The sequence below is a fragment of the Streptomyces sp. NRRL WC-3626 genome (assembly GCF_000718785.1).
GTDB classification, from domain to species: Bacteria; Actinomycetota; Actinomycetes; order Streptomycetales; family Streptomycetaceae; genus Streptomyces; species Streptomyces edwardsiae.
In genome coordinates this window covers 112,685-126,110 of the sequence record NZ_JOCA01000006.1, presented here as the reverse complement: position 1 = coordinate 126,110, position 13,426 = coordinate 112,685, and the positions used below count along the sequence as shown (strand labels likewise).

General features: G+C 70.6%; 12 protein-coding genes. 5 read left to right on the top strand and 7 right to left on the bottom strand.

What is annotated here, in order from left to right:
• Nucleotides 1-14: 14 nt before the first annotated feature.
• Complete coding sequence (locus IF28_RS0111225; RefSeq protein WP_037892998.1) at nt 15-917, bottom strand: EamA family transporter; 903 nt, start codon at nt 915-917, stop codon at nt 15-17.
• A gap of 141 nt (nt 918-1,058) precedes the next feature.
• On the opposite strand from IF28_RS0111225, the gene IF28_RS0111220 reads away from it, so the two are divergent.
• Together IF28_RS0111220 and IF28_RS0111215 are read left to right on the top strand one after the other, a co-directional pair.
• Complete coding sequence (locus IF28_RS0111220; protein WP_030217305.1) at nt 1,059-1,976, top strand: LysR family transcriptional regulator; 918 nt, start codon at nt 1,059-1,061, stop codon at nt 1,974-1,976.
• Nucleotides 1,977-2,160: 184 nt separating this feature from the next.
• Nucleotides 2,161-3,996, top strand: coding sequence for a glycoside hydrolase family 3 protein (locus IF28_RS0111215; protein WP_030217302.1), 1,836 nt, complete (start codon nt 2,161-2,163; stop codon nt 3,994-3,996).
• A 77-nt stretch (nt 3,997-4,073) separates the two neighbouring features.
• On the opposite strand, the gene IF28_RS0111210 is transcribed toward IF28_RS0111215, so the two are convergent.
• The 3 genes from IF28_RS0111210 to IF28_RS0111200 all read right to left on the bottom strand — a co-directional run bounded on the left by IF28_RS0111210 (nt 4,074) and on the right by IF28_RS0111200 (nt 9,767).
• Nucleotides 4,074-5,507: a S28 family serine protease gene (locus IF28_RS0111210; protein WP_030217299.1), complete on the bottom strand. Its 1,434-nt coding sequence runs from the start codon at nt 5,505-5,507 to the stop codon at nt 4,074-4,076.
• A 97-nt stretch (nt 5,508-5,604) separates the two neighbouring features.
• A complete protein-coding gene (locus IF28_RS0111205) occupies nt 5,605-5,991 on the bottom strand; it encodes a hypothetical protein (protein WP_030217296.1) in 387 nt (128 codons plus the stop codon).
• Between the two features lie 68 nt (nt 5,992-6,059).
• The gene (locus tag IF28_RS0111200) at nt 6,060-9,767 is read right to left on the bottom strand and encodes an ABC transporter ATP-binding protein (protein ID WP_030217287.1); all 3,708 of its coding nucleotides are present in this window, start codon (nt 9,765-9,767) and stop codon (nt 6,060-6,062) included.
• A 215-nt stretch (nt 9,768-9,982) separates the two neighbouring features.
• Here IF28_RS0111200 and IF28_RS0111195 point away from each other — a divergent pair, with 215 nt between their 5' ends.
• Nucleotides 9,983-10,807 carry an endonuclease I family protein gene (locus IF28_RS0111195; protein ID WP_030217284.1) on the top strand — a complete coding sequence of 275 codons (825 nt, stop codon included), beginning with the start codon at nt 9,983-9,985 and terminating at the stop codon, nt 10,805-10,807.
• A 48-nt stretch (nt 10,808-10,855) separates the two neighbouring features.
• Here the strand turns inward: IF28_RS0111195 and IF28_RS37720 are convergent, their stop codons facing one another.
• Genes IF28_RS37720 through IF28_RS0111180 form a run of 3 tightly spaced genes read right to left on the bottom strand, consistent with a single transcriptional unit; the run spans nt 10,856 to nt 11,992 of the window.
• A complete protein-coding gene (locus tag IF28_RS37720; RefSeq protein WP_030217279.1) occupies nt 10,856-11,242 on the bottom strand; it encodes a M48 family metallopeptidase in 387 nt (128 codons plus the stop codon).
• Between the two features lie 43 nt (nt 11,243-11,285).
• Complete coding sequence (locus tag IF28_RS0111185; RefSeq protein ID WP_030217276.1) at nt 11,286-11,654, bottom strand: hypothetical protein; 369 nt, start codon at nt 11,652-11,654, stop codon at nt 11,286-11,288.
• Nucleotides 11,651-11,992: a hypothetical protein gene (locus IF28_RS0111180; protein WP_078621106.1), complete on the bottom strand. Its 342-nt coding sequence runs from the start codon at nt 11,990-11,992 to the stop codon at nt 11,651-11,653. The genes IF28_RS0111185 and IF28_RS0111180 overlap by 4 nt, the downstream gene beginning before the upstream one ends.
• Nucleotides 11,993-12,187: 195 nt before the next feature.
• On the opposite strand from IF28_RS0111180, the gene IF28_RS0111175 reads away from it, so the two are divergent.
• Both IF28_RS0111175 and IF28_RS37715 read left to right on the top strand, forming a co-directional pair.
• Nucleotides 12,188-12,979 (top strand): helix-turn-helix domain-containing protein, encoded by a 792-nt coding sequence (locus IF28_RS0111175; RefSeq protein ID WP_030217274.1) that lies wholly within the window; start codon nt 12,188-12,190, stop codon nt 12,977-12,979.
• Nucleotides 12,972-13,193: a DUF397 domain-containing protein gene (locus IF28_RS37715; RefSeq protein ID WP_078621069.1), complete on the top strand. Its 222-nt coding sequence runs from the start codon at nt 12,972-12,974 to the stop codon at nt 13,191-13,193. Before IF28_RS0111175 ends, IF28_RS37715 begins: the two co-directional genes overlap by 8 nt.
• The last annotated feature ends 233 nt before the right edge of the window (nt 13,194-13,426 follow it).

Here is a 13,426-nt window from a genome sequence, read left to right as displayed (position 1 = left end):
CCGCGATCGTCCCCTCATCCGCCGACCGGCGCTTCCTCCGCGAGCGCCGCCGCCCGTCGAACGGGTTTCACCGTCACCGACGCCAGAGCCACCCCGCCCACCAGCAGTGCCGCCGCGCACCACCGCAGCGGGGTCACCGACTCGCCCAGGAACAGCGCGGCCGACGACATCCCGAAGACCGGGACGAGCAGGGAGAACGGCGCGACCGTCGACGCGGGGTGGCGGCGCAGCAGCCACCCCCAGGCGCCGAAGCCGAACACCGTGGCGACCCAGGCGACGAAGAGCACCGTGCCCGCGCCCGCCCAGTCCAGGCCGCGCAGCGCGTCCAGGTCCCGCGACGGGCCCTCCAGCAGCAGGGAGAGGCCGAGCAGCGGCAACACCGGCACCGTGCTCACCCAGATCATGAAGTTCAGGGCGTCCGGGGGTGCCGCCCTGCGGGTGAGGATGTTGGAGACACCCCAGCAGGCCGCCGCCGCGACGACCAGGGCGAAGCCGAGCAGCGGGCCCGACGTGCCCTCGTCCACGGCGGCCACACCGATCCCGGCCAGGGCGACCGTCATGCCCACCAGCCGTATCCGCGAAGGGCGTTCGCCCAGGAGCGCGAACGCGAACAGCGCCGTGAACACCGCCTGGATCTGCAGCACCAGGGACGACAGCCCGCCCGGCATGCCCGCGTCCATGCCGACGAACAGCAGCCCGAACTTGGCCACCCCCAGCGCCAGCCCCACCCCCACGATCCACTTCCACGCCACCTTGGGCCGCCCCACGAAGAACACCGCCGGCAGCGCCGCCACCAGGAAGCGCAGGGCGGAGAACAGCAGCGGCGGGAAGTGGTCGAGCCCGACCTCGATGACGGTGAAGTTCACTCCCCACACGGCGGTGACGAGGACGGCGAGAAGCAGGTGGGAAGGTCGCATACGTCGAGGATCACCGCCCCCCACACTTCAGCACCAGCGAAGATTCCTGCATGGTTGGATGAAGCACCGCTAATCAATGCACCGCCATCACCGAAGCACCGCCGCCCAATGAAGCACCGCTGATCCGTACCGGGAGCCGTCATGCTCGACCTCCAGCGGCTGCGCGCCCTGCACGCCGTCTCCGTCCACGGCACCGTCGGCGCCGCCGCCGTGGCCCTCGGCTACACCTCCTCCGCCGTCTCCCAGCAGATCGCCAAGCTGGAACGGGAGACACGGACGGTGCTTCTCGAGCGCGAGGGCCGGAGCGTACGACTGACCGACGAGGCACACCAACTGGTCGCGGCCGCGCGTGAGTTGATGGCCATCGTGGAGCGGGCGGAGACCGAGCTGGAGGAGCGGCGCGGGGTGCCGGCCGGGCGGCTGACCATCGCGGCGTTCGCGTCGGCGGCGCGCGGGCTGATGCCGCCCGTACTCGCCGACCTGGCCCTCCGGCACCCCACGCTCGACACCCGGCTCACCGAGATCGACCCCCATCTCTCCGTGGACCTCGTCGCCAAGGGCGCCGTCGATCTCGTCATCGCGCACGACTGGGACATCGCGCCCCTGCCCGCCCCGGCGGGCGTGGACCAGGCGGTCATCGGCGACGACCTGTGCGATCTGCTGGTGCCCGAGGGTCACGCCTTCGCGGGGCGTACGGCCGTACGGCGGGAGGAGCTGGGCGGGGAGCGGTGGATCTGCCAGCCGCCGGGGCGGGTCTGCCACGAGTGGCTGGTGCGCACCCTGCGCACCGCCGGGCACGAGCCGGAGATCGTCCACCAGGCCGACGAGAACCCGACCCTGGTCGCCCTGGTCGCGGCCGGGCTCGGTATCGCGCTGATCCCCCGGCTGGGGCGCGGCCCGCTGCCGAAGGGGGTGGCGGAGGTGCCGCTCGACCCCATGCCCGTACGACGGCTGTACGCGCTGTGGCGTACCGGCGCGGCCCGCCGTCCGGCGATCGCGGAGACCGTCCGTACGCTGCGGGAGCACTGGCCCGAGGTGTCGGCGCACACGCCCCGCTGAGCCGGCCGCCCACTCCCCCTGCCCCGGTGACGGACCCTCGCCGGTTGCTGCGCATTCTCTTGACTGGCAGAAACTTCCCAGATATTGCTGACCTCCTGGCAGTTTCCTTCAGCGACCCCCGGACCCCCCGATCCCCGGACCCCGATCCCCGGTTCCCCGCGGATCACCTTCCAAAGGAGCGCACGTGCCCGACAGCAGCACGGGAAGCACCGCACGTCCGTCCAGACGCGCCGTCCTCGCCGCCACGGCGGGCGTCACCACGGCCCTCGCGTCCGCCGGGACCGTCCACGCGGCCACCGGCCCGTCCGCGCACGACGACAGAAGGCTGCGCGCCCTCATCTCCCGTATGACGCTGGAGGAGAAGGTCGGCCAGCTGTTCGTGATGCGGGTCTACGGCCACTCCGCCACCGCCCCCGACCAGGCCGACATCGACGCCAACCTCGACGAGATCGGCGTCCGCACGGCCGCCGAATTGCTGGCGAAGTACCGGGTCGGCGGCATCATCTACTTCGCGTGGGCGCACAACACCCGCGCCCCGCACCAGATCGCGGACCTGTCGAACGGCATCCAGAAGGCGTCCCTGGACCTCCCCCGCGGACTGCCCGTACTGATCTCCACCGACCAGGAGCACGGCATCGTGGCCCGGGTGGGCGAGCCCGCCACCCTCTTCCCGGGCGCGATGGCCGTCGGCGCGGGCGGTTCCCGCTCCGACGCCCGTACGCTCGGCCGGGTCGCGGGCCGTGAGCTGCGCGCGCTGGGCATCCGCCAGAACTACTCCCCGGTGGCCGACGTCAACGTCAACCCGGCCAACCCCGTCATCGGCGTCCGCTCCTTCGGCAGCGATCCGGGGTCCGTCGCCCGGCTCGTCACGGCCGAGGTCGAAGGCTACGAGTCGTCCGGTGTCGCCTCCACCGCCAAGCACTTCCCGGGACACGGCGACACCCACACCGACAGCCACGCCGAACTGCCCTACATCCACCACACCCGCGAGCAGTGGGGCGAGCTGGACGCGCCGCCGTTCCGGGCGGCGGTCGACGCCGGTATCGACTCCATCATGACCGCCCACATCGTCGTCCCGGCCCTCGACCCCGCCGAGGACCCCGCCACCCTCTCCCGACCGATCCTCACCGGCATCCTGCGCGAGGAACTGGGTTACGACGGTGTCGTGGTGACGGACTCCCTCGGTATGGAGGGCGTACGCACGAAGTACGGCGACGACCGGGTGCCGGTGCTGGCGCTGAAGGCGGGCGTGGACCAGCTGCTCAACCCGCCCTCCCTGGACATCGCCTGGAACGCGGTCCTGAACGCCGTACGCGAGGGCGAGCTGACCGAGGAGCGGCTGGACGAGTCGATCCTGCGGGTGCTGCGGCTGAAGTCGCGCCTCGGCCTGTTCAAGGACCCGTACGTCTCCCGCGCCGGCGTCGACCGCGCCGTCGGCACCCGCTCGCACCTGGCGACCGCCGACCGGATCACCGAGCGCACCACCACCCTCCTCATCAACGAGGGCGGTCTGCTGCCGCTGTCCCGGCGCAGACAGCCGAGGCTGCTCGTGGCCGGCGCCGACCCCGCCTCCCCGTCCGGTACGACGGGCCCGCCGACCGGAGTGCTCGCGGACGCCCTGACCGGGCTGGGCTTCACCGCCACCGCCCTGTCCACCGGCACCGCGCCGTCCGCCGCGACCGTCGCCCAGGCGGTGGCGGCGGCCGGCGACGCGGACGCGATCGTCGTCGGGACGTACAACGTCAGCGCCTCCAGCAGCCAGAAGACGCTCGTCGAGCAACTGCTGGCCACCGGGAAACCGGTCGTCGCGGTCGCGATCCGCAACCCCTACGACGTGGCCCACCTGCCCGGCGTCGCGGCGTACGTGGCGACGTACTCCTGGACCGACGTCGAACTCCGGGCCGCCGCACGGGTGATCGCCGGCAAGGTGGACCCGCACGGCACCCTGCCGGTGCCGGTCCAGCGGGCCGACGACCCGGCGCAGGTCCTGTACCCGGTCGGGCACGGGCTGACCTACTAGCCGGAGTCAGAGGTGACGAAGGCCGTGGACACCGGGCCGACTGCCCGGTGTCCACGGCCTTCCGTGCCGCGCGGGCGCTACGGTCGCAGCGTCCGCTCCTGCTCGACGTTCCGCTTGTCCAGCTTGGCGTCGAACGTCGCCAGCGGCTTCGCGGCCGCCGGGTTCTCCCGCACCGCGCTCGGGGCGACGTCGGCCCAGTCGAGGATGCGGGCCGTGGCGAACGCCTTCTCCTCGGCGACCAGACCGGCCACGTTCGCGCCGTGGTTCATGCCGGGCGCGGTGAGGACGTACGCGTCCTTCGCGCCGTGTCCGACGCGGAACCGCTCGGCGCCCCACGGGTCGTTCTCGCCGTACACGAACAGCATGTGGCGGGCGTTGTGGCGGACCCAGGTGTCGACGTCCCGCATCGCCGACGGCTGGAACCTCATGTCGATCGAGCGGGGCACGAAGTTGCGCGGCGGCTGGTAGCCGTAGCGCACGTACTTCTTCTCGATGTGCGGGAAGTGGATGGTCGGCGCGCCCAGCTGCGTACCGGCCTGGTAGTAGTACGGGGTGTACGGGCTCAGGCCCTGGTCCGTGTAGAACGAGAATCCGGAGATCGTGTCGACCGACGTCCAGATCTCGTCGTCGGTGGCGTTCTTCGCGTCCGCCGGGATCTGCTCGCAGTCGGCGACGGTGCTGTACTGCCAGAAGCCCCACACGTAGTCGAGGACGACGGCCTCGTAGGCGCGGTCCAGGCTGCCGATGGTGTCGAAGGTGTAGCCGTTCCCGGCGGCGTACGCCTCGTACTTCTTCTCCAGCGGTGCCCGGCGTACCAGCGCCTCGCGCTGCACCCCGTTCAGCCGGTCGCGGCACTCCTTGGTGCCGACGGTGCGGAAGAAGCGGTCGTAGGCCGAATCCTCCTTGTTGACCACGTCGTTGGGGGCGACGTAGGCGACCACGCCGTCCATGTCACGCGGGTAGAAGCGCTCGTAGTAGGTGGCGGTCATGCCGCCCTTGGAGCCGCCGGTGGAGATCCAGTTCTCGGAGTAGATCTTCTTCAGCGCCGTGAAGATGCGGTGCTGGTCGCTGGCGGCCTGCCAGATGTCCAGCTTCGACCAGTCGGCCGGCTCGGGCCGCGACGGGGTGAAGAAGCGGTACTCCATCGAGATCTGGTTGCCGTCCACGATCTGGGTCGGCTCGGCGCGGCGGGGCGTCGTGGAGACGCTGTAGCCGCCGGTGTAGAAGACGGTGGGCCGCGCGGTGTCCTTGTGCAGCACGGTGATCCGCTGCTCGAACGTGCCCTTGGAGGGCCTGCGGTGGTCGACCGGCTGCTCGTAGTTGAGGACGAAGAAGCGGTACCCGGTGTACGGCTTCTCCTCGATCAGGCTCATGCCCGGTATGGAGAGCAGTCTCTCCTTGATGTCAGTGCCGCCGGTGGCCTTCGGCTCGGCGGCGGTGGCCGCTCCGGCCGTACTCAAGGTGCCTATGAGCACCGTGAGCGCCAGCAGCCATCTGAGCGCCTTGCGCATGCGCACTCCCCTGTGAGACAGATGTGCGCCGGAAGCTACTTGACCAACTCCCCGGAGCACCAGGGGACATAGGGTTATCCCTCGGTCCGCGCCCCGTTCAGCACAGGATCCAGCCGGAGCTCACGGACCCCTTGGCGACGCTCCCCTTCACCCAGACGCAGCGGCGGCCGGCGTACACGGTCACCGGCCCGGCGTGATGCTTGAACTTCCCCTCGTCGACGACCGGACGGCCCCCGCGCGCCCGTACGCTCACCGACATCTTCCGTTTCGTGCCGGGCTTCTTGGCGAGGGTGACCGCGCAGACGTAGCCGCCGCGCTTGTAGACGGCCACCGAGCCGGTGGAGAACGGCAGGGTGCGCACCTTGCGTCCGGCGCAGTGGTCGGCGGCGTGCGCGTCGGCCGGCGCGGCGACGGCGAGCAGGCCCGAGACGGTCAGCATCGCCAGGCCGAGCGCGAGCCGCCGCCGTATCGCTCCACTGCCCACAGTCGTCCTCCCGTACCCCTTGGCGTACGCGTGTACGGACGCTTGGCGTACGCCGGTTGGTTGCGCCGTCACGCGGGTGCGGGCACGTCCTCCCCTATGAAGGTCCGCCACAGCGCGGCGTATCTGCCGCCGCGCCGCAGCAGTTCCTCGTGCGTACCGTCCTCCACGACCTTGCCGTGATCCATCACGATCACCCGGTCGGCGCGGGCGGCCGTGGTGAGCCGGTGCGCGACCACCAGGGTCGTCCGGCGTCCGGCGAGGCGGTCGGTCGCCTGGTTGACCTGTGCCTCGGTGGCCAGGTCGAGTGCGGCCGTGGCCTCGTCGAGCAGCAGCACGTCCGGGTCGACGAGTTCCGCGCGGGCGAGCGCGATCAGCTGCTTCTGCCCCGCGGACAGGTTGCGGCCGCGTTCGGCGACCTCGTGGAGGTAGCCGCCGTCCAGGGTGGCGATCATCTCGTGCGCGCCGACCGCGCGGGCCGCCGCCTCCACCTCGGCGTCACCGGCGTCCGGGCGGCCGTAGGCGATGGCGTCGCGGACGGTGCCGGGGAAGAGGTACGCCTCCTGCGGTACGACCCCGAGCCGGTGCCGGTACGCGGTGATGTCCAGGTCCCTGATGTCGGTGCCGTCGACGGTGACGCGCCCGGCCGTGGGGTCGTAGAACCGGGCCACCAGCTTGACCAGGGTGGACTTCCCCGCGCCGGTCTCGCCGACGAACGCGACGGTCTGTCCGGCCGGGACGGTGAGGTCGATGCCGTCGAGTGCCTCCTCGCCGTCGCCGTACGCGAAGCGCACCTCCTCGAAGGCGATCTCGCCCCGCAGGGACGGCACGCCGAGCGGCTTCTCGGCGGCGTTCGTGGAGGCCGGCTCGCGCAGCAGTTCCTGGATGCGGCCCAGCGAGACGGACGCCTGCTGGTAGCCGTCGAAGACCTGGGAGAGCTGCTGCACCGGTGCGAAGAACAGGTCGATGTAGAGCAGGTAGGCGACCAGTGAGCCGATCGCCAGCGTCCCGTCGTCGACCCGGCCCCCGCCGACGATCAGCACCGCCGCGGCCGCGCCCGAGGACAGCAGCTGTACGAACGGGAAGTACACCGAGATCAGCCACTGGCCCCGTATCCGCGCCTCGCGGTAGTCGGCGCTGCGCTCGGCGAACCGGCGTGCGCCGTCCCGCTCCCGCCGGAACGCCTGCACGATCCGCAGCCCGGACACCGACTCCTGCAGATCGGCGTTGACCGCCGACACCCGCTCACGCGCCAGCTCGTACGCCTTCACGCTGGCCCGGCGGAAGAAGTACGTGCCGACGATCAGCGGGGGCAGGGTGGCGAAGACGACCAGGGCGAGCCCGATGTCGAGGACCAGCAGGGCGACCAGGATGCCGAAGAAAGTGACCACCGAGACGAACGCGGTGACCAGTCCCGTCTGCAGGAACGTCGACAGCGCGTCGACGTCCGTCGTCATCCGGGTCATGATCCGGCCGGTCAGCTCGCGCTCGTAGTAGTCGAGGCCGAGCCGCTGGAGCTGGGCGAAGATCTTCAGCCGCAGCGCGTACAGGACGCGTTCGCCGGTGCGTCCGGTCATCCGGGTCTCGCCGATCTGCGCCCCCCACTGGACGATCACGGCGAGCAGGCCGAGCAGGGCGGCCGCCCACACGGCGCCGAGGGCGGTCTGTGTCACGCCCTCGTCGATGCCGTGCCGGATCAGCACCGGCAGCAGCAGGCCCATGCCGGCGTCCACGGCGACCAGGCCGAGGCTGATCAGCAGGGGGGTGCGGAAGCCGCGCAGGAGGCGGCGCAGGCCGTACGACTCCTCCGGGCGCACCGCCCGCGCCTCGTCGATGTCGGGGACGTCGTCCGCCGGGGGCAGCGCCTCGACCTGGGCGAGGAGTTCCGGCGTGGCCGGGGCGTCGGCCAGGGCGGTGTCCTTGGGCTCGCGGTCGCCGGTCCACAGCCGGGGGGTGACCCCGCGTTCGGCGTCGAACTCCGCGTCCAGCTCCGCGCGGACCGAGGTGTCCTCCTCGCGCGGTCCGGCGGGCGGGGTGTGGCCCGGGGAGACGGCGCCCAGCTCGTCCGGGTCGGTGAGCAGCCGGCGGTAGAGGGCGGAGTCCCGCTGGAGCTCCGCGTGGGTGCCGATGGCGGCGAGCTTGCCGTCGTCGAGGACGGCGATGCGGTCGGCGAGGTTCAGGGTGGAGCGGCGGTGGGCGATCAGCAGGGTCGTACGGCCGCGCATGACGCCCTTGAGGGCCTCGTGGATCTCGTGCTCGACGCGGGCGTCCACGGCGGAGGTCGCGTCGTCCAGGACCAGCAGCCGCGGGTCGGTGAGGATGGCGCGGGCGAGCGCGACGCGCTGGCGCTGGCCGCCGGAGAGGGTCAGGCCGTGCTCGCCGACCGTGGTGTCGTAGCCGTCGGGCAGCTCGTCGATGAACCGGTCCGCCTGGGCGGCGCGCGCGGCGGCGGTGATCTGCTCGTCGGTGGCGTCCGGGCGGCCGTACGCGATGTTGGCGCGCACGGTGTCGGAGAAGAGGAACGAGTCCTCCGGGACCAGCCCGATCGCGGCGCGCAGCGACTCGGTGGTCAGCTCGCGCACGTCGTGGCCGCCGACGAGGACGGCGCCGTGGGTGACGTCGTAGAACCGCGGCAGCAGCAGGGAGACGGTGGACTTGCCGGAGCCGGAGGCGCCGACGACGGCGAGGGTCTCCCCCGGCCGGATGTCGAAGGAGAGCCCGTCCAGGACCGGCCGGCCGGGGTCGTAGCCGAAGGAGACGTCGTCGAACTCGACGGTCGCCGGCGCGTCGGCGGGCAGCTCCTTGGTGCCGTCGGTCAGGGACGGCTCGGTGTCGATCAGCTCCAGGACGCGTTCGGTGCCCGCGCGGGCCTGCTGGCCGACGGTGAGGACCACGGCGAGCATCCGGACCGGGCCGACGAGCTGGGCCAGGTAGGTGGAGAAGGCGACGAACGTGCCCAGCGTGATGTGCCCGCCCACCGCGAGCCAGCCGCCGAGCGCCAGCATCGCCACCTGGCCGAGCGCGGGCACGGCCTGGAGCGCGGGGGTGTAGCGGGAGTTCAGCCGGATGGTGCGCAGCCGGCCCGCGTACAGCCGCCGCCCGACCTCGCGCAGCTTGCCGGTCTCCTGCTCCTCCTGCCCGAAGCCCTTCACCACGCGTACGCCGCTGACCGCGCCGTCGACCACTCCGGCCACGGCGCCCGCCTGCGCCTGCGCGTACCAGGTGGACGGGTGCAGCCGGGTGCGGCTGCGCTTGGCGATCCACCACAGGGCAGGGGCCACGGCGAGGGCGACGGCGGTGAGGGGCAGCGACAGCCACGCCATGATCACGAGGGAGATCAGGAACAGCAGGAGGTTGCCGATGGTCATCGGCAGCATGAAGAGCAGGCCCTGGATCAGCTGGAGGTCGCTGGTCGCCCGCCCGACGACCTGCCCGGTGGACAGCTCGTCCTGGCGTCTGCCGTCCAGCCGGGTGATCGTCCCGTACATCTCGGTGCGCAGGTCGTGCTGCACGTCGAGGGCGAGCCGGCCGCCGTAGTAGCGGCGGATGTAGGTGAGGACGTAGACGACGACCGCGGCGCCGACGAGCAGCCCGGCCCAGGTGCCCATGGACCTCGTCTTGTCGCTGATGACGTCGTCGATGATCACCTTGGTGATCAGCGGGACCAGGGCCATGACGGCCATGCCGCCGAGGGAGGAGCCCAGCGCGAGGACGACGTCCTTCGGATGACGCCACGCGTATCCGGCCAGTCGCCGTGCCCATCCCCGTTGCGGTGTCACTCGGGTGCCCTCCGATCGTCCTGGTCTGCCGGAAGGCACCAACACGGCCGGAAGCGGATTTCATCCCTCGGCACCATTCGGAGGAGTGCGCCGGGGAGCGGGGTGACAGGTTCTCGTCACGCAATCGCCACGTTCCCTCCACGCACAGGCCTGCATGCACATGCCACTCTGCCGGGTATCCCCATTCTGCAACCCGCGTAGATCGGACACCCCACATGCTCGCGATACGCATACACACCCGCCGCCGGAGAGCGCTGGCGCTCGCCACGGCCGCGGTCCTCGCCGGCCTCACCGCCCCCGTCCTGACCACGGGTACGGCGACGGCCACCACCGCCCCGGCCACGACGGCCGCCTACGACGACGCGTACTACGAGGACGCCGCCGGCAAGTCCGGGGACGCCCTCAAGGACGCCCTCCACACGATCATCAGCGACCAGACGAAGATCTCGTACTCGGCGGTCTGGGAGGCCCTGAAGGCCACCGACCAGGACCCGGCCGACAGCGGCAACGTGATCCTGCTGTACTCGGGCGTCTCCCGCAGCAAGTCCCTCAACGGCGGGAACACCGGCGACTGGAACCGCGAGCACGTGTGGGCCAAGTCCCACGGCGACTTCGGCACCTCCACCGGCCCCGGCACCGACCTCCACCACCTGCGCCCCTCGGACGTCCAGGTCAACGGCATCCGCGGCAACAAGGACTTCGACAACGGCGGCAGCACCGTCGCGAACGGCGGCGGCAGCCTCACCGACTCCGACTCCTTCGAGCCGCGCGACGCCGTCAAGGGCGACGTGGCCCGCATGATCTTCTACATGGCGGTGCGCTACGAGGGCGGCGACGGCTGGGCCGACCTGGAGGTCAACTCCAGCGTGAACAACGGCAGCAACCCGTACATCGGCAAGCTCGCCGTACTCAAGGCCTGGAACGCCGAGGACCCGCCGGACGCCTTCGAGCAGCACCGCAACGAGGTCATCTACGCCTCCTACCAGCACAACCGCAACCCGTTCATCGACCACCCGGAGTGGGTCGAGTCGATCTGGTAGGCCTCGCCGTGGCTGAACTCCCTTGATCAAAAGGGAGTTCAGACCGGCTTACCGGACATCGCCCATCCAGAGCCGCCGTCCCAGCTCGTCGAGGTCCGCCCGCCGCTCCTCGTACTCGGGCAGCGCGGTCCGTAGCAGCCGCCAGAAGTCCTCCCGGTGCCCGGACACTTTCACGTGAGCCAGTTCGTGGGCGATGACGTAGTCGATCAGGTGCATGGGCAGCTGGAACCATACGGGCCGCCCAGGGCTGAAGCCGCTGTCCCGTCCAGTTCCGGCCGGCCCGGCAGTACCAGTCGACCAGCGCCGCCCGACCCGCCGGGGGCGCCGCCGCAGCGCGGGGCCCAGCTGGTCGACGAGCAGCGGGACGGCCGCGTCAAGCGTGTCCAGCTCCACGCCCGGGACGTGCGTCCACCCCATGGCCTCCAACTGGGCCACTTCAAGCCAGTACGTCCGCACGCTTGGCCGGGGAGCGGGCGGGTCAGGTGCCGGGACCCTCTTCGGGGACGGAGGTGGCGCCCTTCTCGTCACCGTGGGGCACAGGGAGACGCGCTCCCCTGCTGCGGGCGATGCGGTGCACGTCGTGGAGCGCATCGCCCAGGCAGGCGGCGAGGTAACGGAGTTGGGGTGCGGTGGCCTTGGTGTCGCCCAGGAGATCGACGGCATGACCGAGGAGGTCGTCGGCCATCCCGAGCTGGACGGCTTCGATCTCGTCGGCGAGGCGCGAGAGACGGCCGGTGCCGGTGTCGTCGGTGACGAGGTAGCAGGGGTTGCCGTCGAGGTTGGACCAGGGGAGGAGGCGGGGCCGGGTGGCTGCGGGGGCGGCGGCATCGTGGCTTTCGTAGATCACGCGGCAGCCACCTCGTTCCCCCGGGTCCGCCGCGAGCCGACATCGACACCGTGGATGCGCCGTGGCCCTACGTCGATGCCGTGCACCGCGAGCCAGAGGGTACGGCGACGGGCGCGCTGCTGCTTGGCCTGCGCGCGTTGTTCGCAGGCGAGGAGGTAGGGGCGGACGAGCCGGAAGTCCTCACCATGAAGGAGAGCCTCGTACGGGGAGGGGCGGCGGCTGGGTGTGACGGGGGTGGCCGGCGCGGGGGTGGACCGGGCTGCTCCCCGATGGCGCCCAGAGGAGGGCCACAGTAGCCGGAGCAGCGGCTCGGCGAGGAGGGCAATACGGTGCAACACGTCTTCAACTCCAGTGAGGTTGAGGGCCATGCCCCCGGGCCGTCGGTAGCGGTCGCGGGGGTCTTCCGCGCCCGAGGGGCAGGTCGACGTGCATGGACATCGCTGTGTAGCGATCCACTCACAGAGTGAGACCGGTCGGGCTAGGCTCGCCAGAGGGTCGGATGTGACTACGCATCTGTCACACGGGAGCTGACGATGAGCAACATCTATGGGGAGTGGTTGAAGGCGCAGCGAGAGACGGCCGGGCTGACGCAACAGGAGCTGGCGACGGCCGCCGTCATGACGCGTTCGCACATCGCGCACATCGAGGCGGGCCGGCGCACCCCCTCCAAGGAGGACGCGACACGCCTCGACAGGGCGCTGAACACGGGCGATGTACTCAGCAGCTTCCTACCGGACGACGACACCGCTGTCGCGGGGTACTTCGAGGCCGCCCTTCAGCTCGAACAGCAGGCGACGATGATCCGGGAGTTCGCCCTGTCGTTCATCCCCGGCATCCTGCAGACGGAGAGGTACGCACGTGCGGTTCTGAGCATGCCGTTCCCTCCGGCGAGTGACCACGAACGTGACAGGCGCCTTGTCACACGCCTGGAACGCGCAAAGATCCTTGCCGACCCAGTGACACCCGTAGTGTGGGCGCTACTGGACGAGGCGGTGTTGCGACGCTGTATCGGCGGTCCGGACATCATGGCGGAGCAGATCAACCACCTCATCAGACTCGCCGAGGCCGAACGGATCCAACTGCACCTTCTCCCGTTCACGTTGGGCATGCATCCCCTCATGAGCAACATGCTCACGCTGATGTGGTTCGAGGATCAGCCGCCCGTGGCCTATGGCGAAGGCCTGTACATGGGGAAGATCCACGACAGTCCATCAGTGGTTCAGGAACTGCAGCATCGCTACGATTTCGCACTGGGCAACGCTCTGCCGCTCAAGGAATCACTGGCTCTGCTCAGGGCAACAGCAAGGGACTACGAACATGGCTGACCGAGCGATACCGAACGCAGAGGCACTGAGGGGCTGGCGAAAGTCCTCCTACAGCAACGACCAAGGCGGTAGCTGCCTGGAAGTTCTGGACGACCACCCTGCAGGTGTGCCTGTACGCGACTCCAAGACCCCAGAGGGCCCCGCCCTGGTCTTCCCGTCGACTGGATGGACGGCGTTCGTCACAGCGGTCAAGGTCAAGAACTTCCTCACCTGACTACTCCCCGCCCCTCTTCCCTCGTCCGGCCCCCGCCCGCGGCGAGGGCTGGACGGCGTTCGCTCAGGCCGCCATAGCAGAGACCTCAACGCACCCCGTCAACAGGTCATCCACAAGCCCCTGCTTAAGTTGGCGCAATTTCGCAAGCTCGGCGGTCTCTGCCAGTCGTTGACCGTCTACAGCATCGAGCCTTTCAAGGAACGCCAACTGCCCCGGCACACACCCACATCCAG